The following is a 23,805-nucleotide window of genomic DNA, read 5'->3' as shown; positions in this document are numbered from 1 at the left end:
TTTTTTTAAAATTCGGGATTTTAATCAAATTATCTAACTGTATATGCCATTAAATAATTCCATATTCTTTTAATAACTTTTCAATGTCTGTCCCTGCTACTTGTTTTAAAATTTTACGTTTAGCCATTGGTGGTAAATCAAGTTCTGGTTTTTCACCATCTAATAAACATTTACCTGCATTTAATAAATAACGGATATCATATCTTGAAGAAAATACTTCAGGAACTCCTTTTTCAACTCCAGTTAAAACATATACTGCTTCCATAGCTGTACGTCCTGAGTATTCTATAGTAAATACAGTATCACGACCTGGATCATCCAATGTTTCAGCAAATTGTCCGAGGAAAGCAAAGTTTACTGCATTCTTTGGTACAGCATATGGACGATCTCCAGCTTCACGAGGCATAAATTGAGATGTGATAAATGGCATCATAACAGGAACTGCACTACATGATCCTGCCAATTCTTCAATTTTATCTATAGGAACACCTATATGATATAACCATTCTTTTGTGATTTCCTTACCAGTACAATCTCTCATAGGTTTTTTAATATAATCTCCAGGAACATCAGAGAATAAACCATATACCCAAACAACAACGTCTTTTTCAGGTTGTCCATAATACTGTTCTTGACGGTTTATTGTCCAACTCATCAACCATGAAGAATCAAGAGCTGAAACTATTCCACCTGTTACAGTGCGTCCACCATATGGTGAACGTTTTGTAATCTTTTCAATGTACTCAGGAACACGTTCATCATGACAAGTTACTGTACAAGACTCCCAATTAGATTTTTCTGTATCTGTACAGAATTTATCTGGTCTTCCAAATTCATCTGACTGAGCTGCTATATTTCTCCATAACTTCCAGCACCCTTCTGGTTCCCTATTAAATGGTGCAGGAGTATTGTCATCTCCATATCCTGAACCTTCAGTCATAGAACCATTAGTGATAAACACTAAGTCGTTTTCCGTTAAATCAATGGATATATTCTTTCCAGTTTTATCTGTTGCAACTATTCTCTTTGCAACTTTTTTATCATCTGAAATTGAGAATTCAACGTTATCCACAGCAACTCCATATTCAAATTTAGCACCATGGTCTTCTAAATATTTAACCATAGGTTTTACAAATGAAGTGTATTGATCATGTCTTGAAAATTGTAAAGCAGAAAGATCTGGTAAGCCGCCAACATGGTGAATGAAACGATTCATATATAATTTCATTTCTAAAGCACTATGCCAATTCTCAAAAGCAAACATTGTTCTCCAATATGTCCAAAAATCAGTATTTAAAAGTTCTTCAGAAAAAACATCTTCGATAGATTTATCTTCAAGTTCTTCATCTGCTATATTTACAAAAGCAGCTAATTCTTTTGCCAAGTCTTGACCCAAATTAAATTTTCCATTGTCATAGCGTTCACCTTGATTTTTAGTAATACGACAATTGCTAAAGTTTGGATCATCGTAGTTTGTATAATAAAAATGATCTAAAACAGTCATATTAGGATCTTCTGTAGATGGTAATGAACTAAATAAGCTCCATAAAACCTCAAAATGATGACCCATTTCACGTCCGCCACGTGCTACATAATCCATATTTTGACGAACCTCACCATCCAAAGATCCACCAGGAATGTCTAATTGTTCTAAGAAAGTAATCTTGCTACCATCCATATGAGCATCACGAATTAAAAAACAACCAGCAGCCAAAGCACCAATTCCAGTACCAACTAAATAAGCTTTTTTGTCTTCAATTCCTTCAGGCTTTCTTGCATTTACTAAAGAATGATAACTTCCATTTGTAAGTGTAAGTCTATCATCATGTGTCTTTAATTTCATTTTATCTCCTTCTTTCTCAATTTTTTATAGTCTTCTAAAGAATATTATTCTTGTAATAAATAATAAGTCCTCCTTTAGCTTTGTGAATACTTATTATCTGTAAGGTTTGTATAAGTCTATAATATAGCTTTTTTGTGTCCTTTTCATTAGATAAACAAACTGCGGAGTTCGAAATTCGAACACCGCAGTTGATTTGTCTAATATTTAGGCATTGAGATTAAAATGTCTGATAAAAAGGTAATCTCCTATTTCTTTTTACTAGGTATCATTTAAACCAGCACTTCGCATAAGGGATAACTCAATGTTTCCATCGAAGAGATACCCGATTCGTCTAATGATAGTATCAGGGTCTTCCTTCATTCCAGAAGCAATCCAGCGTAGTACCATTTCAGTGAGGGCACACTGATAAAAGGAAGCAATCAGTTTTCTATCTCCCGAAGAAGCTGAGATACCATCGCTTACTTTTTCAACATACCGTATCATAACATTTCCTGATACATTGTATATATAGTTCACTAATTCTTCTCTCTGCATGGAATTATATACATGATAAATAGCTGTTTTGTTTTCTAAAGCAAATTTAGTAGCCACAATAAAGCTCTCCTCCCAGGAGAGTGTATCATTATATTCATCAATGACTGTCTGAAGTTCTGTTTGGAACAGCTCTGACAGAAGTGCATATACATCTGTGTAGTAATAATAAAAAGTATTTCTGTTAATCTCACACGCTGTAGCAATAGCCTTAACTGTGATTTTGTTAAGTGGACGCTCATTCAGCATCTTTATGAATGCATCGCAAATCATTTTTTTGGTATATTGCTGTGCCAAGTCGCCACCTCCTTAACGCTTTACCTGTATTCAAGATTATAACTCATGGTAAGTTATTTGCAAATAATCCATCATCATATGATCTATTATACATCTCAATCCCTTAAGAAACAGCTGTTATCTAATTTATCAATACAACCCCCAAACCCTAATTAATTCCATTAATGCCCTTTATTTAAGGAAATAAATTCATAATTACTGTATGTTCTTTATTTCATAGGTTTTTTACTCTGTCCACTTTCCTTTTTTCTTTATTTTATGCTGATACTTTACATCAGGATTTTAACCATATTATATCATACAAATAGGTAAAACACTAAATCTCAATACAACTATTCTTTTCTGCGCAATAGTTTGACTTTTGCGTCCACAATAGGCCCCCGCTAGCCACCACTTGACTCATCAATTGATTCTTTACTTTAGTATGTAAATAATGAAAGAGTATTATACATGATACATCTAATAACATAATCCCTTCATTGCTCTAAAGCTTCTTTTATTTGAACTGAATAATTAAATCGCATTTTCGAGTACTGAATTCTTTTTTATATTTGGTCATTACATTATTGAGAACTTTCTTTGATTTATCAATTCCATAGTTATCTGTTAATGTTCTTTCGGCACATGAGTATAAATGAGCACTATGATATAGAAAATCTTTAACAACTCTTTCAGTAATTTCAGCTCTTTCTTTATTAAAAACTAGTAAGTCTTCTTTATCAGAAAAGACTTTTTCAGTCCATCTAAAATCACAAAATGATTTATTTTCAGTTAAATATTGTGATACTGTGAATATAATATATGGATTGAAATCATATCCAACAATATTAAGTAAAAAAATTTCTAAGCCTAATACAGCTCACAAATTATTAATATACAAAGTATAAATAGCGACCCTATAATTTATATGTTTTCATAAAATCACCTTCTAGAGTATACTAAACAAGTGATACAACTTTTAAGCATCATTTACTCAGTAGTGTGAATTTCGTGTATAATGTACCTGAATGGAGAGGTGATTAAATTGGAATCTTTGATTCTTGTAAAAAATATTATTAGAAACAATTACGATTTATTAATCGATGATATCGTTGAAGAAAAACAAAATCTAGAGTATGAAGGTTTTACTTTCTCTATAAAAAAGAAGAGATTCAGGAGTAGAAAAGCAAAGAAGACTCTTAAAAAAAAGGGGTATTTTGTTGCTTTTTGAGAAAAAGATTTTAATAACGTTAATAAGCCATATGATGAAGAAACATCACCAGAAAAATTAGTCGTTAATATTATTGATAATGATAAAATTGGACAATTTATATTTCCAAAAAAAATTTTAGTTGATAAAAAAATTCTTACAAGTGTAGATTCAAAAGGGAAAATGGCTATCAGAATATATCCTAGTTGGTGTGATAACCTTAATTATAATGCTGAATCTACACAAAAATGGCAGTTAGATTATTTTATTGATCTTTCTGATCAATACGATCAACTTAATTTGGAAAAACTATATTTTAATTAGTAAAATTAAGCACCGTTTAGCAGTTTTATTGATAAGTCATGCAATTTAATAATTTAAGCTGTTTATTTCTCTAAAATAAATTACATTGGCATATAGTATGCAAATCAGATATTTTTAATATAAATTGCTGAACACAAGCTATACTCTAACAAGTTTAGCTTATTCGGGAAATATAAAACTTCTATAATGGCAATCTAATTTCTCAGTAATTTGGTGCAATACACCTTTATTTATAATAGTTTATATATTAAAACAACATAAAGTTTATCAATAAGAAATGAAGTTAAAGTATGGACAATGAAACTGTAGACATTTTAGAGTCTATAATAAAATAATGTGTGCCATTCAAACCGTTCGGTTCTCATAATGGCACACATTACAAATTCTTAGCACTTTATATTTAGCTACAATTCAGTTATACTCTCAAAGTTTGCTTACAGCTTCCACATGAGGTGTAAGTTGAGTATACTTTATTTACTGTTACTTACTAGTATTTTACGTTATTTATTATATATCTGAAACGTATTTTTGAAAGAAGCAATATTACTTATCATTATTTAACATCACTTATCAAATTTTATTATAAAATCCTCATGGTTGGCAAACTGTAGACATTGCCAACATATTATTAAAAAGAGTTAGCATTTTTATAATCCAGCTCTTTTTAATTGTCTATATATTTAATAACTCTTTCTTCTTAGTGTTAAATTCATCTTCAGTTATTTCTCCCATGTCTAATAATTCTTTTAAATGTGCTAGCTCTTTTTCATCTTCTCTATTAGCTGCATATCCTAAAATGCCACCCGAAATTCCAATTAAAGCCAATGTTAAGTCCATAATGATTTAATCTCCTTATACTCCCTTTATATATATTATAGCAAATATAGGAAAATATTTACATTTATGTTATCTAAATGCTGTAGGGTGTATTACATTATCTTCCGTGGGATTTATATGCGATAATTCGGTGTCAACCAGTGATATTCCTCTTTAGACAGCATAATGCCCAAATCTATAACGAAGCTTATCTATAGTATTATCAATCTTTTCAAGTTTCTCTATTTCCTTGAAATTATCGCCAAAACTCAATTGTACATAGTTAGATGTGGACAAGTTTCATGCTCTAACCCCTAACTTTCTAACAGGTATAAAAGGTTGATGATGAATTTTAAACAGCTCAAATGCCTTGTCAAATATCTCATTTGTTGTATTACATGGACTTTTTACTGACCTTGTTGTTCATACTATTCTAATGAACTATCTATAACTTTCTTTTAAAAAGCATTCCATACTTCATTGTCTTTATCAGAGGTATCTGAATATAAGGCCAATAACATTAACATCATCAACTTTAATTAGGTTGAAATAGTATAATTTGTGATCAAATACAAATAATTATGATTAAGGAGTGTGAAATTATGTGCAATAATTGTAAGCCAGCAACGAAGTATACAAAGAAGTTTAACGAAGACTTCATTAAAAAACTAAATTTTTAGGATAGCAAAGACTTTGAGGATGCTCAGCGAGGTTTTGTTTTACGCCTAAAGGAAAGAGATATTAAATCTCAAGAGGACGGACATATTATGTGGGCGCTGGATGCCTATGATTTTGAGGATATAGACGAACCCTGCCCTGACACAGTAAATCCTAGCCTTTGGAGGCTATCCCAGCTTAATCATATACATGGACTTTTTAAATTGTGTGATGGCGTTTATCAGGTGCGTGGTATGGACGTATCAAACATAACCATAATCGAATCTAACACAGGTATTATCCTGATAGACGTTTTATGTGCCAGTGAAACGGCAAGGGCCGGCATGAGCCTTTATTATACAGAGCGCGGTAAGCGGGATATTAAGGCTGTATTGATCACACATAGTCATGCCGATCATTACGGTGGTATCAAGGGTGTCGTAGATGAAGATGATGTTCTTTCTAGGAAAATTCCGATTATTACGCCAGAGTCATTTTTATTTGAATCTATTTCTGAAAATGCATTTGTGGGCACAGCAATGAGGCGTAGAGCGTTTTATCAATATGGTTCTATGCTACCGAAAACGCCTACCGGTCAGGTTGATACCGGTATTGGCAAAAGTGTAGCTAGAGGCGGTGATGTAAACTTACCACCGCCTACACAGGAAATCAAAGAGAAATTTGAGACCCATGTCATAGATGGCGTAACAATTGAATTTATGTTAACTCCTGGTGCCGAGGCTCCCTCAGAAATGGTAATGTATTTACCAGATTTTAAAGTTCTGTGCGTCGCCGAAGAAGTGACCCATACAATGCATAACGTACTAACACTGCGTGGTGCTAAGGTGCGCGACACCCGACTTTGGTGGAAAATTATTGATGATATGATTAACAAATGGGGGGATGATGTTGAAATCATTTGTGCCTCACATCACTGGCCTACATGGGATCATAACCGCTGTATTGAGTTGCTAACTATGCAACGAGATGGGTACAAATACATGCATGACCAATGTGTACGCATGATCAATCAGGGCTACAATATGGTGGAAATCGCTGAACAGTTCCATCTACCCTCTTCTATTGCAGAAAAATGGCATATGCGTGGCTACTACGGAAGTGAAAACCATAACTGCAAAGCGGTCTATCAGCACTACCTAGGCTGGTATGATGGTAATCCCTCCAATCTCTATACTTATCCGCCGAAGGATGGTGCGCCACGTTATGTGGAGATGATGGGCGGTGCTGATGTAATGCTTAAGAAACTTCAAGAATATTATAATAATGGTGATTACCGCTGGGTAGTAGAGGTAGGAAAGCATTTAGTCTTTACTGATTCTAAAAATCAAGCAGCTGCCTATTTATTGGCCGACGCTTTTGAGCAATTAGGTTACCAGTGCGAAAACGCTACATGGCGTAATTCTTTCTTAACCGGCGCTGCAGAATTGCGTATGGGATCCACTGGTAAAAACCTGGGCATTCCAATAAGTGGAGATACTCTTGGTACGATCTATAGTATGACGGATGACATGTTCTTTGACTATATGACAAGTCGACTGAATGGGCCGAGAGCTGGCGACGAGTATATGACACTCAACATTTTCTTTACCGACAGAGGAACGCAACATGGCCTTATGTTACGCAATGGAGTTATTTTATACAATGAAAATAAAAAATATGGGGATGCCGCTATTACAATATACATTGATCGCGATAGGCTTACTTTGGTTCTGCTGAATTTATCTGATCTGGACAAGGAAATTGATGCAGGAAATGCGAAAATAGATGGAGATAAGGCTAAGTTTCAACAATTTCTTGATCTTCTCGATAGGATGACAATGGACTTTAACATTGTACAACCATAAAGAGAGATTTTTTAAAATAGTGAAAAATACTTTTTAAAATTATATTACTGAGGTGTATGTATTTGAATCATTATGAAAATTTATTAAATAAACTCATATTAAGAGATTATTTAGCTCTAGATAGAACTAAGCTTGCGAATGAACGGACATTGTTGTCATATTTTCGATCATTTGTAGGTACTTTTGTTGCAGGAGCTGGTTTTATAAAATTTATCGGTGATGTGATTTTTGTTTGCATAGGAATTGTGTTTATTGTAAGTTCACCTGCGATTTTATCTATAGGTATATATAGATTTTTTCAGGTTAGGAAGAATCTTAACAGTATAAATTTAGATATATCTGATTAAGATGATCAAAATCATGGGCAATAATATAAAATGTTATAGTATGCTATAGATAATAAAGGGGTCTCTTCATAGATAAAAAGAAAAGGAGACTTTAGTCTCCTTTTTACAATATGCTAATATTATAATTAAGAGAAATGATTCAGAAATAGATAAAAGAATATAATTTTTAACATTTGAAACCTTTATTATCATAATCAAACCATTTCTTCATACTTACCACTGAACTACCTTATTTGATGTATAATATGCTACGTTAAAGACCTAAGATAGTTTTCAAGTCTTTTTTCATTCCTTACATTCATTCGGTAACTTATCTTCTCTAATACCCTTTAATACTGGTTGCCTTAAACTACCCTTATCGTTCGGCATATACTCTACTGTACATACTAAAGTTGGCTCTAGCCAAACCGCATCTTCGTTATTAGATCCATTTGGTACGTATTTAATAGGTGAATTACTAGCTTTTTTATATTTATACTGATTGAGTTTTCTAAGACTAACGCCTAAAGTAACTGTCCTTTATAGATTAACTCATTATCTCTATTATATTGTGCGATTATTAAACTAGTCATGTTGTTTTCTTTTAATATATAACCGCAAATTACGAAGTCTTCATCTTTCATGTATTTTATCTTAATCCAGTCTCTACTCGTTTTATCAAACCAATACTTACTATCCTTTGCCTTTGCGACTATACCTTCGAGTTTCTGTTGTTCCGCAACTTGATATAATGCTTTTCCGTTAGTTTCTATATATCTTGATATAGCAAATCTATCCATTTCATTTATAGTCTTTTCTAACAGTTTTTTACGTTTTATTAATGGTAAATCTATAACTAAATCCTTATAATAAATAATATCGTACGCAATGAAACTTACTGGATACTTCTTGCCTGCTAGTTGCATTTTAAAGGGATCAGATAATAAAGTCCTCCTTTGTAATTCGTAAAAGTCTGGTACTCCATTTTTCATGGCTATTAATTAACCGTCAAAGATACATTTTTCATTAACATACCTATGTAACTGATCTAGTTCTGGAAATCTTGGTATTAACTTAAAATCTCTTTTATTTCTTAAATCTGTACTATCTTTATCTAAATATGCTATACACCTAATTCCATCTAACTTTAATTCATAGATGTAATCTGGAGAGTCAAAAGCCACTTGCATTTCTGCTATTAACATTGGCTTGATCCCTTTTTCATCAAATATATCCATATAATCACCCTCATAAGTATAGTATGTACAAGCTTTGCTATTTTAAGTATTAGTATTTTAGTACTCCAGTATAATATTCATCCTACCCTCTACCATTTATTATTCACATCTTACATGACTTTGGGGAGTCTATGGACAATAATAAACCTACTAAGTTATTTCATGCTACACTAAAAAATTAGATATTCCGCAAATGAAATTCCACAAATGGAATTCTATGCTTTAAGGCATAGTTGCTACTCGCTATTTGGAGTTCCACCTAAAACTGTACAGGCTTTAATGGGACATCATTATATTAGTATCACTATGGATATTTACACTCATATAATGGAGGATAAAAAGGTTGAAGCTGTAGAAAAATTAAACTCTTTTTTTTCTTTATAACATTAAATAAATTATTTAATTATATAAAGGTCATTTTGCTAAAAAAGAACGCATATCCTTTACGAATAAGCGCTCCTACATTTTCAACTTCTATTAAGTCTAATAATCTAACATTAATTTATATCTAAATGTTACATATAAATATTACTAGCAATCACTCTTGATACCCTAGAAAGGTCATATTGCTGATTAGAAAGGCCTAAAACTCTCAACACTTAACGTGGCGTTCGTATTTGGGGCTAACTCGAATGTTGCAGCCTCTGTAGACTGAATAGCCAGATCGAGGATATCTCCTGAATTTAAGGTTGCAATAACACTTCCTTGGAAAAGGGTAACTTCAGTAAGGGACAACGGTCCCGTTTGAAGAGTAGAAGTAATAAAATTGCTTCCTCCGTTTATACGCACGCCTACGGAAATTGAAGTAACCGTAGCAACCGGGTCGATACGAACCATAAAGTTAATTTCATAATCACTAGAAATAAAAATTTGAATACTGCTAGGATTTAAACCTACATCAAAAGAAGGCATAAAATCATTAAATGTTACCTGTTCAACCTCGCCTGTGCTACTAAATGTAAATAACTGAGGTATTACTGAAAAAAGCCCTCCGTATGCAGTTAAAATCTTAGGTGGTGGTGTTTCGATGCGTACGGTAGAGTTAGGAAAATTATCCGTAAAAATATCCAATGATCCAGACTCAAAAGACAAAAGTCCGCCAAATGTGACAGGAACTGTTGGTCCACCATTACCGTTTACATCAAATAAAACTTCTCCCGGTTCAAAAGTTCCCGTAGGCCCTGTTGCTCCCGTTGCTCCTGTAAGTCCTGTTGATCCCGTTGCTCCTGTTGGACCTGTTACTCCACCGGTTCCAGTTGCTCCTGTTGGACCTGTCACTCCACCAGTTCCGGTTGGACCTGTCGCTCCTGTTGACCCTGTTGCTCCTGTCGTTCCTGTTGACCCTGTTGCTCCTGTTACCCCTGTTGCTCCTGTTGGTCCTGTCGCTCCTGTTCCCGTTGCTCCTGTTGGACCTGTTAACCCTGTTGATCCTGTTGATCCTGTCGCTCCTGTTACCCCTGTTGATCCTGTTGGCCCTGTCGCTCCTGTTCCCGTTGCTCCTGTTGGACCTGTTAACCCTGTTGATCCTGTTGATCCTGTCGCTCCTGTTCCTGTTGCTCCTGTTAGTCCTGTTGATCCCGTTGCTCCGGTTGGACCTGTTACTCCACCTGTTCCGGTTGGACCTGTCGGTCCTGTTGCTCCTGTTCCAGCTAGCCCTGTTGGCCCTGTCGCTCCTGTTGCTCCCGTCGCTCCCGTCGCTCCTGTTGCTCCACGGCGTGGACAGCAATGTGGTGGTTTAGGTCTATGACAATCATCGCAGCAATCATCATGACAACCATCACAGTGGTCATCACAACAATCATTACAGCAATTGTTTTTGTTGAATTTATAGTTATCATCGCTAAAATATTTATATCCCATTAATTACAACTCCTAATCTTTATTTGATCTACGATCTATATATATTATGTAGAAAATAAAGCTTTCGTGACTTGATGTAAATAATTGACTCCTGAGCTGAGTCTATAATTGGAATTAGAACTACTTTTCCTGTGATATCATTGTAAATATTATTATAATTTACATATTTGAAGATTATAGTAAAGTATTAATTAGAATAAACAATCATTACTTATTCATCTAATCATTGATTTCATGCCAATCAGTTATCATTGCTATTCATTTCTTCACTATCAATTAATATTTTCATATTATAAATAATAAGGAAGGTGATGGTGATGGATTGTAATGACAAAACAAATAAAAATTGCTTAAAAGGATCTTGTTTTTTTAACTTGCCTGCTAAACAATTTTCGCTTCTATCTTCAATAATAGGTATCATATTAATAGACAACCTTGATATAGATCAACAGGATGCACTCGGAAATTTTTTGACAAATATAGGGCAAAATATTTCAACTTCAGCTGCACAAGAAACAGTTTTAAATAGTAATGACAATCAAGATAATGAAATTGAAGCACAATTAGAAATACTGAAAAACCATATCTGCTTATTAGAGAAACAAGCGAAAAAAAGATAGCATAGTTATTGATTATAATTGTTATTTTTATGTAAATCTTCCTCTGTTATTCCACCTATTACAAATAGCTTCCCTACTGTATAACTTTTAAAATCTTTTATATGCTACATAGTATATTAGTTTTTATGTAATTGTTGAATGGATAATGTAGAATTAACAGAAATAATGTAATTTGAATACCATACAATAGGAGTATTTCTTTACTCCTATTAATTTAATGGGAAGGTGTTTATATGGAAAGATTTTCATGTTGTTGCATAAGATGCTTATGTTGCAGAAGAAGATTTTCAAGAAGACGTATATGCAGCAAATGTTGCCGTTGTTTTAGTTGTTGCACTTGTTGCAGAGAATAAATTATTGTAATGTTAATTAATTAATGTAGATAATATAGGGTAGCAATTATGCTACCCTTATTTTTTAAATTAGTTTTCTATATCCCAACCACTCAACTACTAACCTATAAGTATATTTGAAGTCATTACTAACAAACTAAGTTACGCTAATAACAATTTTCATTACTACAAAACTTTTTCGACATAAATTTCATATTATATATCAGTGGACAAGAATATAATACACTAAAGTTTTAGTTTTGCATTTAAGTTCGCCTTAAGTGAATTGAGATACATTGTTTTTAATTAAATATCAAAACCTTTTTTCAATATTACAGTAACAAATATTCATTTATTCATTTATTCATTCATATAATTTTTGGGAAAAATAGTAAAGTATCATGCCATCTTATTTAAGTTTATTAAGATGGCATGTTCGTTTTAAAATACTATCCATTTATTTTGAGTAGTTTGGTCTAAGATGGGTCAATTTAAGCAAATTTATCAACCTTATTAACAAAGCTCTGCCCTTTTAATTTAATATTCACATATTATTTTAAAACTACATATTATAAAGTATCCATAATATTAACTTCAATAATGGATTCCTTTCGATTTTATTGTGAGATTCATAAACGACTCCATTGTCGTGTTCTGTGGATCATATTATCTTCATTCCTATATGTAAGATATAGTAAAGTTAATATGCCACCTTATCAAATATATAAGGTGGCATATTCTTTTTCTACTACATTAATTTTCTATCTTTTAACCGCTTAACCATTAGCCCATATGTCTCCTTAAAGTCATTACCAACGAATTCAGTTACATTGTCTGGGTACTTCTCTAATCTTTAGCTTCCTATAATTGGCATCGCATAAATGTATTTATCACTTTCTATCTGATTAACCATAAATGCACCAATATCAGCACGGGATATATTAAAATTCATTTTTATGTCTCCAAAGCCAACTTTAAATTTTCCAGTATATGGAGTGTCTTTAGGAGCCATAAATCTTACTATTGTCCAGACTAATTCAGTATCTGTTATTAAATTAGCTATAGAAATTACTTCTTTTTTTGCCTTAGGAAATAAAATGCTTGCCATAATACCTGGAACTGTAGTAATGAAAGAACGTTTATCCCTGGAAGATTTAACACTCGGTGTAGCCCAATCAATAATACGTGAAACTCCAAGTTCCTGCATAGCCTTTATAATATTCTTATGCCCTTCATAAGAACTCATCATATCGTAAGTGAATTTCATAGGTACACCAAGCGTGCTGATAACTGCATCACACCCTGAAATTGCTTGCTTTATCATATCATAATCATCAATTTGACCTTTTACAATCATAAGATTTTCATCTTTTATATTCAATTTAGATGGGTTTCGAACATAAGCCTTAACTTCATACCCTTCTTTTAAAGCATATTCTACAGCAAATTTACCAATACCTCCAGAAGCTCCAAATATAATTATCTTCATATAGATTCCCTCGCTTTCTTCTTTGACAATTATAATTTACCATAGTACAATAAAATATAATAGTACAATTTTTTATAATACTTAGTATCTTTTAAGATACTATAAGGAGAATTAATTATGTTGAGAGATTATACAGTAGATGATATTAAAGATTGTCCAGTAGCATCTGTACAAAAAATTGTAAGTGGAAAATGGACTATGGTTATTGTATATTATTTAAGCAAGAAAACATTACGTTTTGGAGAACTTCAAAGACGTCTTCCTAACATGACACAAGCCACATTGTCAAAACAATTAAAAGGATTAGAGGAATATGGATTGATACATAGAAATGCTTATAATCAAATTCCTCCAAAAGTAGAATATTCTTTAACTGATATAGGAAGGAAATTTCTACCTGTACTGGAAAGTTTAGAAAAATGGGCTATAGAATACTCAGAATATCAAAATGAATTGGATAAATAGTTCTATATTGTTTATAATTCTAACTCATTTAATCAGAATTAAAAAACGTAAAATATATAATTAAACCACAATAAGGGTAGTAATTCTGCTACCTTTACTCTTATAAAAATCCTAAAATAGTTGACTTGTTACTTTTGCTTGAAAAGTATAATCTACATATATTTTCTATTTTCCAACCACTCTACCACTTTTCTATATGTCTCTTTAAAGTCATTACCAACGAATTCAGTTACATTATCAGGGAACTTCTCTAATCCCCTAGATGCTCCACCACCTATAGCGTAAGCATTTCTACATATATAACTCTTGTAATCTGCAATGTCCACTATAGTAGAATTAGGGAGAAATTCTTTCATTATAATAGCAACCGCTTTGTCTCTATCTCCACTATAGATTATTCCATTAGTGTATTTTTTACTAATTATGTCATCAATAGTTTTATTTAGTATGCCTTCCAATATAGCAATAGCAATAGCTTTGTACTCTAATTTATTAACTAAATCTACTTCTGTTTTATTAGTACAGAAAAAGCTTTCTATTATAACCGCTGGACAATCTGTTCCGCTTAGTATATAAAAACTCTTTTGTACAAACTCAGTTTGTTTTTTAGCTCCCCTACTCGTTATACCTAACCCTACTATTTTCTTTTCTATTCTCTCTGCATAAGCTTTACCTTTTGAACTATTTTGATAATATATAACCTCTACACCTTTTGCGTTTTTATTATCCGAGCTATTAAGATGTAATTCTATAACTAGGTCATAACACTTACCATTTATTCTACTTAATTTATATGGTTGTTCTTGGCTCTTGCTAGTAAATTGCTTCTCAGGGCAAATAATTACATTTACTGTATGTCCTTCTTTTGTAAGTTTCTCTGATAATACTGGTGCTAAGCCCTTGCAGTATTGATACTCGTTTACTACTCCATCTACTAGTACTTAATATGCTATGTCCTACTGTAATTGCTATTTTCATTTACTATTCCCCCTTCTTTAGCTGTTTAAAAGTTTGATTTACTCCTATAGCTACACCCCAACACAAGATACCTTGCACAGCCTTTTTAATTCTTCCAAATGTAGTTTTAATTCCCTATGCCCTTTTAGTAATTCAACTGTAAATTCAATACAATCTTTTTCTAAATCGTTAGCCATAACATCACTCCTATAAATCTTCTATAATAACCTCAACCCTTGCTTCATCGCTATAATATTTACTAGCATGTAACTCGCATATGTACCTATCATCTTTAAAAGCCTTGCCATTTAACCCATCTAAAACAGCCTTAACCATGTTGTCTTTATCTTTCTTTGTTGGTCTTAAATAACTTGGTTTCTTAGGTTTCTTAGAGTAAATATCAATACTTACTTTTATTAATCCCTCAAAATAATGTCTCTTGCCATACAAATACTTTATTGACTGTTCAAAATATCTCGTTTTATCGTCGTTCGAGCATGTCCATTATTAAATCTTGGTCTATCCTTACTGACACACTCTCCTGGTATCGTAAATTCTACTTTCAATTCTTCCCCTCATATTTCTGTATTTTAAGAAGGTGCTTATGTGTTTGCAAAAGCACCCTCTAAGTGCAACTACATCCATTTATAGTAGTCTTTGACTTCTGCTATCTCTGTGATTATTTTAAACGTATAACCGCATGACTCACAGAAATATACGTCATAATGTATAAGAACTTTATCATTCCCTCTACGTTCTACCTCTATAACAGGTGTCCTTGTAAATTCATGCTGATATTCACAGGATGTTTGTCTAAGCATTCTGCAATCCTCCTTTAGATAGATTATTTGAATTTAATCAATCTTATTTGTTTGTAAGACTATATGCTTTGCATGAAATTCATATTATGTTAAAGTAACTTACAATATTTATTATATTAATTTTCGACTTTAATCGTTCCCATGTGTCAATTCCACCTTTTAATATTACTTACCTCCCATATCATCATTTATATTATTCAAACCTGCTTTTTCCTTCAAATACTGGTTATCTCTCTCAAGCCTTTTATTTTTCGAAACAATTTCATTATATTTTTTATAAAACCTCATTTGTCCAGCCCAACGCCCGAGACAGAACATAGAAATTAACGCCCCTATCCCTATCAGGACAAGTATTATTCTAGTTGCTATGATTATTTCATAAAGTTCGCCCTCCAAACCTCTCTCAGCCTGTTTAATTGCCTCAAGAATATTAAAATCTAAATCTATTCAATAATATTTCAATGATCTAATAGTTTCTGATTAAATTTTTACTTATAATGCATAAATAACTATTTAAGGAACAATTGTCTTGTTTATAAAACCTTTGTTGTTTATAATTTTGTTTATAACAATTGAAAGGATGAATTTTATAATGATGAATTTCAAACAAAAATCAAAGGAGTTAAAAGAGAATCTTTCTGCATTATATATTGCTTATAAACGAACAGATACTCCTATAGCTGCTAAATTAATTATAGGAGCTACAATAGGATATGCCTTATCTCCAATAGACCTTATTCCAGATTTTATACCTATCTTGGGATATCTTGATGATGTTATAATTGTTTCATTGCTAATTACATTATCTATTAAGTTAATTCCTGAAAATATTATGCATGAATGTAAAGAACAATCAAAAGATCTATGGAAGGATGGCAAGCCTCAGAAATGGATTTATTCAATTCCAATTTTATTATTTTGGATTATTATTTTAGGTATTATTATTAATAAAATTTTTAATTAAATTTAATTTTTTTTAACGTTATCTTTTCTTTCCATTGTTAGCCTCTTTCTAGAGGGGTTGTCCCCCTCTTATCCAAACTTAGCCTTTTGGCTTTTCCTTATAATCTCGTCCATTTCATCCGATGAATACTGATTAAATGATTCATTGAAGTTATGAAACTTAGTTTTCTTAGGTTTATAGCTTGATTCTTTAGTTATTTTTTTCTCCGTAGATTCTTGCTGTTTCCTACGATCAACTTCATAAGCCTGAAATTGTTCATATGTATTTATATCTCGTATACTCCATTTTCTTAATACGCCTTTAAGATACGCTAATTGTGTCGCTTCTTTCTCTACACAAATTTCTATTGCTCTTCTAAACAAAGGTAAATCTAATTCATTAGATGTCTCTATAAGCCAATCTCTTGTTGCTGGATATATAGGTGCTATGTTTTGCTCATATAGCCTTGTAAACTCTGATATATTTTTATCCACAGTTTTATTTTCTTCTTCTCCTATATACATATAAGGTTTATTAATATTAATATTGTTACTATTACTGTCGCAAATTTTGAGACACGGTGCGGTCAAATTTTGAGACACGGTTGAATTTGTTGGAATTTCAATACTTGCGGTGCAACTTTAGTATTCGCAATAACTTCATCCGTGTCGCAATTTTTAAGACACAGTGATGTTATCCATATCTTTTCTATTGCCTTTTTATCAAAAACTATCTCATAAATGTTGTTGTACATTTTACCTTCACCAATCCTATTTTGAGTTACTTTTATATATCCTCTATCCTTAACTCATTAAGATGCTTTGTAAATGTATTTTTTGCTATTTTTAATTCATCCATTATAGTATCTCTAGATGGATAGCATGTCCCATTTGCACCAGCAATACTGGATAGATAGAAATATAAACCTTTAGCTCCTATGGATATGGTCTTATCTCTTGCCACCATCTGTGGGATTAAGCCATATCCATTGCTTAATATGCTATTGTTTTCGATCTTCACTTCTGACTTTTCGCTCAATCCCACCACCTACTTTTATAATTCTGTAAAACTAATTGGACCTTTTTATACTTTAGTACTCCTGCAATAATCGCAACATCCGCATTTAAAATTGTCTTTTTATACATTTCTCCTGGACTCTTTGTCCAACTTGGACCATTAGGCATTTTTGAATAATTCCTTCTAGTTTCCTCTATATCTTCTTTGCTCATTTCATCATGTAACATGCTGCCGTCATGAAACAGGCATACTGCAAAGGCTCCTTTAACGTCTCCGTTATTAAATGGCTTTGGCTTATAATGAACAGTTTGCTGTCCGTTTATAATTTCTGACTCGTATTCATCGCCTTCTCTTGCTAACTTTGCGTATATATCTTTTATAGGATTCATGCTGTACTTTTTAGCTAATTTAATTTCACCTTTATAGTCCGTTTGAAAACTTGGTTTTCCGCCGTATATGATGCAGTAGCATTCCTTATTAAAGAAGTCTAATCCTAAGAAAGCACCTTTCATTAGTGTTCTAGCTATCTGAAATTCTTGCCCTTTTAGCTTCTCTATATCTTTTGTATCGTTAAGTACTGTAATTGCATTTTGTCTAAATCTAAGGGGATTAAACCCTTTAGGTAGTGCTTCCGCTTCTTTGTTTAATAAAGTTCCAGTAAAATTATTTACTTGTCTTAAAACAATATCTCTATTGTTAGTCATAATTAATTCCCCCAATATATTAATGTTTTAATTCCTTCTCTAACTTTGTAAGATTGCTTTTATATGCAAGTACAAAGCCGTCTATATAACTTCCTTTAAAACCTTTTGTAGAATCAATTAGGTATTTATTTAAATCTACTAAACTAAAATTTTGTTTATATCTTTTAGTAAATGCTTCTAAGCCATTGATATAACCCATTTTATAGTCTTCATACTTAAATGAGAGTGATTGCTGGTTTATCGAAAGGTATTCGAATTTTTATGTCCTAATTATTGACATAAGAGCCGTAGTCAAAAAAAGAGAAACTTGGAACACAAAATAAATTTCATCTTATTTTTTAAAATCATAAATGATTGACAGAAAAGAGATAATCGAATAGAATAAAAACATACCGATTGAATGTTTCAGGAAGGAGGAAGGATATTATGACAAAAAAACTCACAGCTGAAGAAGTCAAGACGTTGATACTTGATACAGCAGCCGACCTATTTATTGAAAAAGGATATGTAGATACTTCTATATCTGACATTGTAAGTAGATTGGATGGACTGACTAAGGGAGCGGTATATCATCACTTCAATTCTAAGGAAGAGATAATCAACTCTCTAGTGAGAGGATTTATTCCGAAAGACGACATACTTGATAAAATTGAATTAAACGAAGAGTTATCGGGCCTTGAGAAAATCCAGGAAACTTTATTTGAGGGAATGTTTAACAGAGCATCTCATGAAGAAACTGCAAAATATTATGGTCTACTAAACGAAACGACGTTTTATTCGATCTACATACGCATGGTTAATGAACTAACAATTGAACGGCTAATTCGATTTATAACTGAAGGGAATGAAGACGGTTCGACGAACGTTGAGAAACCTAAACAAATGTCAGAAGTAATATTATTGCTTGTCAGCACGTGGTTTATAAATGTTCTTTATGTAACTACTCCTGAGAATTTTTTCGATAAAATCGATACAGCAAGTACTATATTAAGAATGAGTAAAGTAGACGTATTAAATGAAGAGTTTACTGAGAGAATGATAAATTCAATCAAGAATTTAAATCTCACAACGGAAGAGGAAGATATGATATGAAAAAAGTATTGAAAATAATTGGGATGATTTTTGGAGCGGTTTTTCTTGTTGCAACATTGATTTTGGCTTTTACTTATTTCACCAACAAATCAGATTTAAAAATAGAGGCCAAATTGATTGCTCCATACGGTGAGATGGTGAAAGTAAACGGTGGGAGAATGAATGTGACAGTTTCTGGAAACGGTGATGAGAATATTGTGATACTGCCAGGATTCATGACGGCTGCCCCTAAGCTTGACTTCACACAATTAACAGAAGAGTTAGAGAAAAATTACAAAGTAATAGTAGTTGAACCTTTAGGTTATGGGATGAGTGACGATACTGACAAACCGAGGACAGTTGAAAACATCAATGAAGAATTACATGAAGCTTTAGAAAAAATCAACGTTAGTAAGTATAATTTAATGGCTCATTCAATATCAGGGGTTTATTCGTTAAGCTATATTAATAAATACCCGAACGAAGTAACTGGTTATATCGGTATAGACAGTAGTCTTCCGTCGCAAGGAGAAGCAGGGGACAACCAGGAAGAAACTGTTAGATTTTTAAGTAAATCTGGAATATTTAGGATTCTTGGAAAGGCAGACGAGTCGTTATTTAACATACCAAAGCTCTCTGCTGAAAAATCAGAACAATTTAAGTATGTCTACTTGCGTAGTTTAGGGTCTAAAGCGATGACCGATGAAGGGAAAAAGATGCCAGAAAACTTTGAAGAAACAATTGACCTGAAGTACCCAAAAGATTTCCCTGTAATGTACTTTTTAGCAACAGAGAGCACTGAATCAGATCCCAACTGGGAAAAAATACATCAAGACATGATAAAAGATAATCCAAATGGAGAGATAAAAGTACTTAAAGGCGACCACTATTTACATCACACGAAATTCAAAGAAATATCTTCTGAAGTGGATTCTTTCTTGAAAAAATAAGCGAGGGATTCTGACTTTAAAGATTAAGTTCAATATACACATATCGACGGCATCATCAACAGGGTATTCAGAAAAAGCCTAATAGAGTATACCCTATTGAAAAAATTAATATCGCTGACAAAAGCCACACGAAACAAACGGTTCTGTTATATCTAAGTAGTCACCCTCTAACAAGCCCTTTTTTACGTAACCATAAGAAGATGTCAATAAACAGATTTAATTAGCTTAAACAGGGCATTGCTTACGTTATTCAATAAAAAAACCTAGCAAATTGTTCTATTTGCTAGGTTGTGTTCTCTAGAAATCTATTCTTATTCTTTTTTCATAGATATCAAATATATAATAAAAGATATCTAAAAAAATGGCTGAACAAACAGTCGATATTTTTGAGATTGCTACCAATAAAAAATTGATTATAAAATAAATTGCCAACGAGGAAATTCTTACGTTGGCAATACGTTGGCAATTTATATATTTTATTTTCACAAAATTAAAACTCTGAAATCAAGCTATGCTCTCACAAGTTTGCTTACAGTTTCCACATGAGGAGTGTGTATTTACATTATGTCCTAACACATTTTATTATTGGCTAATACTTTTTATTGTATCATTAATATCTAGTTACTCCAGTTAACAAACTTTAATTCAATATTTTTCATAATGTATTACATTTTATTATATACTACTACTATGGTACACAAATTGGCACACATTTAGATTTATGTGTGCCAATTCTTTATCTATATATTATTCTCTACATTCTATTGGTAACTTATCACCTCTAATACCTTTTAAAACCGGTTGCCTTAATGACCCTCTGTCATTTGGCATATACTCTACAGTACATACAAGTGTCGGTTCTAACCATACAGCATCCTCATTATTTGATCCACTTGGAACGTACTTAATAGGTGGATTACTAGCTTTTTTATACTTATACTGATCTAGTTTCCTAAGGCTCACACCTAATGTAACGTGACCTTTATATACTAACTCATTATCTTCATTATATTGGGCTATTATTAAACTAGTCATGTTGTTCTCTTTAAGTATATAACCGCACACAACAAAATCTTCATCTTTCATATACTTGATTTTTATCCAGTCTCTACTCTTTTTATCGAACCATATTTACTATCTTTATGCTTTGCAACAATACCCTCAAGTTTCTGTTGTTCAGCTACTTGATATAATGCTTTTCCGTTAGTTTCTATATATCTAGATATCGCAAATCTATCCATTTCATTTATAGTTTTCTCTAGTAATTTCTTTCGTTCTATTAAAGGTAAATCTGTAACTAACTTATCCTTATAATAAATGATGTCATATGCAATGAAACTTACTGGATACTTCTTGCCTGCTAGTTGCATTTTAAAGGGATCATTTAATAATGTCCGTCTTTGTAACTCGTAAAAGTCTGGTACCCCATTATTCATTGCGATAAGTTCACCGTCTAAAATACATTTTTCATTAACGTATCTATGTAACTGGTCTAGTTCTGGAAACCTTGGTATCAACTTAAAATCTCTTTTGTTTCTTAAATCTGTACTATCTTTATCTAAATAGGCAATACATCTTATTCCATCTAATTTTAATTCGTAAATGTAATCAGGTGAGTCAAACGCCTCTTGCATTTCTGCTATTAACATTGGTTTGATTCCTTTTTCTTTGAATATATCCATATAATCACCTCTTAGAGATAGTATGGTCAATGAAGGGTGGTTTTAAGCATAAATACTATAGTTGAACTTTTAAAAATAGATGAAAGCTATCATATTATTTATAAAAATCCCAGTTATGTCGTTTAAATGACCAATTATGCTGTTTTTATTTATATTTAATATTTAGTATGGTATAAACAAATTAACCATTAAAAGGAGGCGAATAAATGAACAAATCATCTAAAAGGTTTATTGTCACAGCTATGACAACAATGTTAATATCAACACCTTTATTATCATCGGTAAATGCGCTAGAAAGCATGAACGACATTTCAAATAATGATAGTTTAGGAATTGAATTAACTCCCGAACAAGTAAAAGAACTGAACGAATATTTTCCTGAAGATACACCTGTGTCTGATGAGGAAATAGATAGAAGGCTTATTGAAGCGGGAGAATTTACCCAAGAAGAATTAGACAAAATAAATACTGAATATGATGTCGAAGTTAATTCTTTAAGAAATGCAAGGGCAGTAAAATATATAAACGGTTATAATAAGTACAGAACATTCAAGGAAAATGGCAAAGAACATTTGTATATTTATGTTAGTGGCAAAACATTAAAGAAAATTAAGGCAGGAGCAAATTTATCTACAACATTCGGAGGATTTATTAAGAACACTTATGTCGGATTAGCAGTAGTTGCTGTAGGAAGTATTATTGGAATAAATATGAATGGAGTTAATACAAATTATGGTATTGTTTTAAAATATGTAAATGATAAATGGAATTTTCAAGGAGCAACTTATACATATAGATATAATGGTTGGTTTTATCAAACTTAAATTATGAATAATAAAATAAAATCAGCTTTTATCAAATCAATACCTAATTTAATTATAGCAACTATATCATCTTGTATATTCTTTTATATGTACAAAGAACTTCCATTCGGAACAAACACTTTTATAGGTTTATTCTTCTTAGCATATTTTGCATGTTTCCTTAGTTTTCTCTATTCAGAACATAAAAATAAAAGGGAGTAACAATTTGTTACTCCCTTTTAATATTTACATCAACTTTCTATTGTCCAACCAATCAATCACTTTTATATACGTATCCTTAAAGTCATTACCCACAAACTTAGTAACATTATCTGGGAACTTCTCTAATCCTTTACTTGCTCCACCACCTATAGCGTAGGCATTTCTACACATATAACTTTTGTAGTCTGCTATATCAACTATAGTTGAATTAGGGAGATATTCTTTCATTATAATAGCAACTGCTTTGTCTCTATCTCCACTATAGATTATTACATTTTCATATGTCTGAGGTTGTGATTTATTAGTTAATTTATTTAATTCATTTTGAACTAGCTTTTTAAACTCTGTCATATTTGTTCTGTGAGGACAATTCTTCTTAGCGAAGTCTCTATGAGCCTTTACTCTGTCTATACTCCATCCATATTGTTTAAGTATTGCAGCAACTTCACTAGCTGCTCTAGACTCTGCATTTTTGAATCTCTCGCCACCTGATTTAGAATAACAAATCTCTAATGCTATATATTTTCTATTTCCTGTTCCATTCCCACCATCACCAGCATGAAAAGCATTACGATTAAATGGAATTGCTTGTATTGCTTCTTTATCATCTACTGCAATATGGTAGCTTGTACTACTGTCGTTATTCTTCATATATGTTATTTCATTTATAGCCGGTGCATCATTATATGTGTTGTGAACACATACACCTATAGGTGTCATGCTATAAGGACACTTCTTACTATATTTTGAACTTGGTAATAAACTTTGTATTAAACTCATTAA

28 protein-coding genes and 4 pseudogenes are annotated in these 23,805 nt (G+C 32.1%); 10 read left to right on the top strand and 22 right to left on the bottom strand.

Annotation, left to right across the window (positions count from 1 at the left end):
- Positions 1 to 49 precede the first annotated feature (49 nt).
- Positions 50 to 1,843 (bottom strand): oleate hydratase, encoded by a 1,794-nt coding sequence (locus J2Z43_RS09020; protein ID WP_209456886.1) that lies wholly within the window; start codon positions 1,841 to 1,843, stop codon positions 50 to 52.
- Positions 1,844 to 2,101: 258 nt separating this feature from the next.
- The gene (locus J2Z43_RS09015) at positions 2,102 to 2,671 is read right to left on the bottom strand and encodes a TetR/AcrR family transcriptional regulator (RefSeq protein ID WP_209456885.1); all 570 of its coding nucleotides are present in this window, start codon (positions 2,669 to 2,671) and stop codon (positions 2,102 to 2,104) included.
- Positions 2,672 to 3,668: 997 nt separating this feature from the next.
- Here J2Z43_RS09015 and J2Z43_RS09010 point away from each other — a divergent pair.
- A pseudogene (locus J2Z43_RS09010) lies at positions 3,669 to 4,184 on the top strand (MepB family protein).
- A 672-nt stretch (positions 4,185 to 4,856) separates the two neighbouring features.
- On the opposite strand, the gene J2Z43_RS09005 reads toward J2Z43_RS09010, so the two are convergent.
- A complete protein-coding gene (locus tag J2Z43_RS09005; protein ID WP_209456884.1) occupies positions 4,857 to 5,021 on the bottom strand; it encodes an SHOCT domain-containing protein in 165 nt (54 codons plus the stop codon).
- Between the two features lie 279 nt (positions 5,022 to 5,300).
- A pseudogene (locus tag J2Z43_RS15435) lies at positions 5,301 to 5,408 on the bottom strand (hypothetical protein); the annotation flags it as partial.
- Positions 5,409 to 5,767: 359 nt separating this feature from the next.
- On the opposite strand from J2Z43_RS15435, the gene J2Z43_RS09000 reads away from it, so the two are divergent.
- Positions 5,768 to 7,522 carry an alkyl/aryl-sulfatase gene (locus J2Z43_RS09000; RefSeq protein ID WP_209456883.1) on the top strand — a complete coding sequence of 585 codons (1,755 nt, stop codon included), beginning with the start codon at positions 5,768 to 5,770 and terminating at the stop codon, positions 7,520 to 7,522.
- Between the two features lie 62 nt (positions 7,523 to 7,584).
- On the top strand, positions 7,585 to 7,869 hold the full coding sequence (locus J2Z43_RS08995; RefSeq protein ID WP_209456882.1) for a DUF202 domain-containing protein: 285 nt from the start codon (positions 7,585 to 7,587) through the stop codon (positions 7,867 to 7,869).
- A 285-nt stretch (positions 7,870 to 8,154) separates the two neighbouring features.
- Here J2Z43_RS08995 and J2Z43_RS15430 read toward each other — a convergent pair.
- The 4 genes and pseudogenes from J2Z43_RS15430 to J2Z43_RS14840 form a co-directional block, all read right to left on the bottom strand.
- Positions 8,155 to 8,328: pseudogene (locus tag J2Z43_RS15430) on the bottom strand (ATP dependent DNA ligase); the annotation flags it as partial.
- Positions 8,329 to 8,372: 44 nt separating this feature from the next.
- Positions 8,373 to 8,840, bottom strand: a complete 468-nt coding sequence (locus J2Z43_RS15180; RefSeq protein ID WP_327786951.1) for an ATP-dependent DNA ligase — start codon at positions 8,838 to 8,840, stop codon at positions 8,373 to 8,375.
- 9 nt (positions 8,841 to 8,849) lie between these two features.
- On the bottom strand, positions 8,850 to 9,086 hold the full coding sequence (locus J2Z43_RS15175; RefSeq protein ID WP_327786950.1) for a DNA ligase-like domain-containing protein: 237 nt from the start codon (positions 9,084 to 9,086) through the stop codon (positions 8,850 to 8,852).
- A gap of 573 nt (positions 9,087 to 9,659) precedes the next feature.
- Positions 9,660 to 10,946 (bottom strand): collagen-like protein, encoded by a 1,287-nt coding sequence (locus J2Z43_RS14840; protein WP_234926288.1) that lies wholly within the window; start codon positions 10,944 to 10,946, stop codon positions 9,660 to 9,662.
- A 317-nt stretch (positions 10,947 to 11,263) separates the two neighbouring features.
- Between J2Z43_RS14840 and J2Z43_RS08975 the strand changes: the two genes are divergently transcribed.
- Positions 11,264 to 11,566, top strand: a complete 303-nt coding sequence (locus J2Z43_RS08975) for a hypothetical protein (protein WP_209456880.1) — start codon at positions 11,264 to 11,266, stop codon at positions 11,564 to 11,566.
- 1,185 nt (positions 11,567 to 12,751) lie between these two features.
- Here J2Z43_RS08975 and J2Z43_RS08970 read toward each other — a convergent pair.
- The gene (locus tag J2Z43_RS08970) at positions 12,752 to 13,387 is read right to left on the bottom strand and encodes an NAD(P)-dependent oxidoreductase (protein ID WP_209456879.1); all 636 of its coding nucleotides are present in this window, start codon (positions 13,385 to 13,387) and stop codon (positions 12,752 to 12,754) included.
- Positions 13,388 to 13,504: 117 nt separating this feature from the next.
- Here J2Z43_RS08970 and J2Z43_RS08965 point away from each other — a divergent pair, with 117 nt between their 5' ends.
- Positions 13,505 to 13,852, top strand: coding sequence for a winged helix-turn-helix transcriptional regulator (locus J2Z43_RS08965; RefSeq protein ID WP_209456878.1), 348 nt, complete (start codon positions 13,505 to 13,507; stop codon positions 13,850 to 13,852).
- 152 nt (positions 13,853 to 14,004) lie between these two features.
- Here J2Z43_RS08965 and J2Z43_RS15275 read toward each other — a convergent pair.
- From J2Z43_RS15275 to J2Z43_RS08945, 5 genes and pseudogenes are all read right to left on the bottom strand, one after another.
- A pseudogene (locus tag J2Z43_RS15275) lies at positions 14,005 to 14,763 on the bottom strand (N-acetylmuramoyl-L-alanine amidase); the annotation flags it as partial.
- A gap of 117 nt (positions 14,764 to 14,880) precedes the next feature.
- A complete protein-coding gene (locus tag J2Z43_RS14825; protein ID WP_234926278.1) occupies positions 14,881 to 15,006 on the bottom strand; it encodes an innate immunity activator family protein in 126 nt (41 codons plus the stop codon).
- Positions 15,007 to 15,016: 10 nt separating this feature from the next.
- Entirely contained in the window at positions 15,017 to 15,259 is a 243-nt protein-coding gene (locus J2Z43_RS08955) for a RusA family crossover junction endodeoxyribonuclease (protein ID WP_234926277.1), read from the bottom strand.
- Between the two features lie 185 nt (positions 15,260 to 15,444).
- Positions 15,445 to 15,630, bottom strand: coding sequence for a hypothetical protein (locus J2Z43_RS08950; RefSeq protein ID WP_027702516.1), 186 nt, complete (start codon positions 15,628 to 15,630; stop codon positions 15,445 to 15,447).
- Positions 15,631 to 15,795: 165 nt separating this feature from the next.
- On the bottom strand, positions 15,796 to 16,026 hold the full coding sequence (locus tag J2Z43_RS08945; protein WP_209456877.1) for a hypothetical protein: 231 nt from the start codon (positions 16,024 to 16,026) through the stop codon (positions 15,796 to 15,798).
- Positions 16,027 to 16,222: 196 nt separating this feature from the next.
- On the opposite strand from J2Z43_RS08945, the gene J2Z43_RS08940 reads away from it, so the two are divergent.
- Positions 16,223 to 16,594, top strand: coding sequence for a YkvA family protein (locus J2Z43_RS08940; RefSeq protein ID WP_234926273.1), 372 nt, complete (start codon positions 16,223 to 16,225; stop codon positions 16,592 to 16,594).
- A 68-nt stretch (positions 16,595 to 16,662) separates the two neighbouring features.
- Here J2Z43_RS08940 and J2Z43_RS08935 read toward each other — a convergent pair whose 3' ends face one another.
- From J2Z43_RS08935 to J2Z43_RS08915, 5 genes are all read right to left on the bottom strand, one after another.
- Entirely contained in the window at positions 16,663 to 17,097 is a 435-nt protein-coding gene (locus J2Z43_RS08935) for a DnaD domain protein (protein ID WP_209456876.1), read from the bottom strand.
- 62 nt (positions 17,098 to 17,159) lie between these two features.
- Positions 17,160 to 17,327, bottom strand: coding sequence for a hypothetical protein (locus tag J2Z43_RS08930; RefSeq protein WP_209456875.1), 168 nt, complete (start codon positions 17,325 to 17,327; stop codon positions 17,160 to 17,162).
- 32 nt (positions 17,328 to 17,359) lie between these two features.
- Positions 17,360 to 17,611: a helix-turn-helix domain-containing protein gene (locus tag J2Z43_RS08925; RefSeq protein ID WP_209456874.1), complete on the bottom strand. Its 252-nt coding sequence runs from the start codon at positions 17,609 to 17,611 to the stop codon at positions 17,360 to 17,362.
- Positions 17,608 to 18,294 (bottom strand): RecT family recombinase, encoded by a 687-nt coding sequence (locus tag J2Z43_RS08920; protein WP_209456873.1) that lies wholly within the window; start codon positions 18,292 to 18,294, stop codon positions 17,608 to 17,610. The genes J2Z43_RS08925 and J2Z43_RS08920 overlap by 4 nt, the downstream gene beginning before the upstream one ends.
- A 19-nt stretch (positions 18,295 to 18,313) precedes the next feature.
- A complete protein-coding gene (locus tag J2Z43_RS08915) occupies positions 18,314 to 18,493 on the bottom strand; it encodes a hypothetical protein (protein ID WP_209456872.1) in 180 nt (59 codons plus the stop codon).
- A gap of 227 nt (positions 18,494 to 18,720) precedes the next feature.
- Here J2Z43_RS08915 and J2Z43_RS08910 point away from each other — a divergent pair, with 227 nt between their 5' ends.
- Together J2Z43_RS08910 and J2Z43_RS08905 are read left to right on the top strand one after the other, a co-directional pair.
- Entirely contained in the window at positions 18,721 to 19,386 is a 666-nt protein-coding gene (locus J2Z43_RS08910; RefSeq protein ID WP_209456871.1) for a TetR/AcrR family transcriptional regulator, read from the top strand.
- 113 nt (positions 19,387 to 19,499) lie between these two features.
- Positions 19,500 to 20,315: an alpha/beta fold hydrolase gene (locus J2Z43_RS08905; RefSeq protein ID WP_209456870.1), complete on the top strand. Its 816-nt coding sequence runs from the start codon at positions 19,500 to 19,502 to the stop codon at positions 20,313 to 20,315.
- 747 nt (positions 20,316 to 21,062) lie between these two features.
- Here J2Z43_RS08905 and J2Z43_RS15170 read toward each other — a convergent pair.
- Both J2Z43_RS15170 and J2Z43_RS15165 read right to left on the bottom strand, forming a co-directional pair.
- Complete coding sequence (locus J2Z43_RS15170) at positions 21,063 to 21,401, bottom strand: ATP dependent DNA ligase (RefSeq protein ID WP_327786949.1); 339 nt, start codon at positions 21,399 to 21,401, stop codon at positions 21,063 to 21,065.
- Between the two features lie 11 nt (positions 21,402 to 21,412).
- Complete coding sequence (locus tag J2Z43_RS15165) at positions 21,413 to 21,997, bottom strand: ATP-dependent DNA ligase (RefSeq protein ID WP_327786948.1); 585 nt, start codon at positions 21,995 to 21,997, stop codon at positions 21,413 to 21,415.
- A gap of 206 nt (positions 21,998 to 22,203) precedes the next feature.
- Here J2Z43_RS15165 and J2Z43_RS08895 point away from each other — a divergent pair, with 206 nt between their 5' ends.
- Positions 22,204 to 22,821, top strand: coding sequence for a hypothetical protein (locus tag J2Z43_RS08895; protein WP_209456869.1), 618 nt, complete (start codon positions 22,204 to 22,206; stop codon positions 22,819 to 22,821).
- 3 nt (positions 22,822 to 22,824) lie between these two features.
- Positions 22,825 to 23,022, top strand: a complete 198-nt coding sequence (locus J2Z43_RS08890; RefSeq protein WP_209456868.1) for a hypothetical protein — start codon at positions 22,825 to 22,827, stop codon at positions 23,020 to 23,022.
- Positions 23,023 to 23,046: 24 nt separating this feature from the next.
- On the opposite strand, the gene J2Z43_RS08885 is transcribed toward J2Z43_RS08890, so the two are convergent.
- A complete protein-coding gene (locus tag J2Z43_RS08885; protein ID WP_209456867.1) occupies positions 23,047 to 23,802 on the bottom strand; it encodes a peptidoglycan recognition protein family protein in 756 nt (251 codons plus the stop codon).
- Positions 23,803 to 23,805: the final 3 nt, after the last annotated feature.

The organism is Metaclostridioides mangenotii (assembly GCF_017873185.1).
Classification (GTDB): domain Bacteria; phylum Bacillota; class Clostridia; order Peptostreptococcales; family Peptostreptococcaceae; genus Metaclostridioides; species Metaclostridioides mangenotii.
Note: the sequence above shows the minus strand (reverse complement) of the source record. Positions and strands in the feature narration are given on the sequence as shown.

Bases quoted from the DNA above. Each gene is read 5' to 3' on its own strand.
- J2Z43_RS08950 (WP_027702516.1), bottom strand. From the start codon at position 15,630: ATGCTTAGACAAACATCCTGTGAATATCAGCATGAATTTACAAGGACA.
- J2Z43_RS08910 (WP_209456871.1), top strand. From the start codon at position 18,721: ATGACAAAAAAACTCACAGCTGAAGAAGTCAAGACGTTGATACTTGAT.
- J2Z43_RS15165 (WP_327786948.1), bottom strand. From the start codon at position 21,997: ATGGATATATTCAAAGAAAAAGGAATCAAACCAATGTTAATAGCAGAA.
- J2Z43_RS08930 (WP_209456875.1), bottom strand. From the start codon at position 17,327: ATGTACAACAACATTTATGAGATAGTTTTTGATAAAAAGGCAATAGAA.
- J2Z43_RS09005 (WP_209456884.1), bottom strand. From the start codon at position 5,021: ATGGACTTAACATTGGCTTTAATTGGAATTTCGGGTGGCATTTTAGGA.
- J2Z43_RS14825 (WP_234926278.1), bottom strand. From the start codon at position 15,006: ATGGCTAACGATTTAGAAAAAGATTGTATTGAATTTACAGTTGAATTA.
- J2Z43_RS08890 (WP_209456868.1), top strand. From the start codon at position 22,825: ATGAATAATAAAATAAAATCAGCTTTTATCAAATCAATACCTAATTTA.
- J2Z43_RS08915 (WP_209456872.1), bottom strand. From the start codon at position 18,493: ATGGGTTATATCAATGGCTTAGAAGCATTTACTAAAAGATATAAACAA.
- J2Z43_RS15180 (WP_327786951.1), bottom strand. From the start codon at position 8,840: ATGAAAAATGGAGTACCAGACTTTTACGAATTACAAAGGAGGACTTTA.
- J2Z43_RS08975 (WP_209456880.1), top strand. From the start codon at position 11,264: ATGGATTGTAATGACAAAACAAATAAAAATTGCTTAAAAGGATCTTGT.
- J2Z43_RS08940 (WP_234926273.1), top strand. From the start codon at position 16,223: ATGATGAATTTCAAACAAAAATCAAAGGAGTTAAAAGAGAATCTTTCT.
- J2Z43_RS08895 (WP_209456869.1), top strand. From the start codon at position 22,204: ATGAACAAATCATCTAAAAGGTTTATTGTCACAGCTATGACAACAATG.
- J2Z43_RS09020 (WP_209456886.1), bottom strand. From the start codon at position 1,843: ATGAAATTAAAGACACATGATGATAGACTTACACTTACAAATGGAAGT.
- J2Z43_RS08970 (WP_209456879.1), bottom strand. From the start codon at position 13,387: ATGAAGATAATTATATTTGGAGCTTCTGGAGGTATTGGTAAATTTGCT.
- J2Z43_RS14840 (WP_234926288.1), bottom strand. From the start codon at position 10,946: ATGGGATATAAATATTTTAGCGATGATAACTATAAATTCAACAAAAAC.
- J2Z43_RS08920 (WP_209456873.1), bottom strand. From the start codon at position 18,294: ATGACTAACAATAGAGATATTGTTTTAAGACAAGTAAATAATTTTACT.
- J2Z43_RS08935 (WP_209456876.1), bottom strand. From the start codon at position 17,097: ATGTATATAGGAGAAGAAGAAAATAAAACTGTGGATAAAAATATATCA.
- J2Z43_RS15170 (WP_327786949.1), bottom strand. From the start codon at position 21,401: ATGAAAGATGAAGATTTTGTTGTGTGCGGTTATATACTTAAAGAGAAC.
- J2Z43_RS09000 (WP_209456883.1), top strand. From the start codon at position 5,768: ATGTGGGCGCTGGATGCCTATGATTTTGAGGATATAGACGAACCCTGC.
- J2Z43_RS08965 (WP_209456878.1), top strand. From the start codon at position 13,505: ATGTTGAGAGATTATACAGTAGATGATATTAAAGATTGTCCAGTAGCA.
- J2Z43_RS15175 (WP_327786950.1), bottom strand. From the start codon at position 9,086: ATGGATATATTTGATGAAAAAGGGATCAAGCCAATGTTAATAGCAGAA.
- J2Z43_RS08885 (WP_209456867.1), bottom strand. From the start codon at position 23,802: ATGAGTTTAATACAAAGTTTATTACCAAGTTCAAAATATAGTAAGAAG.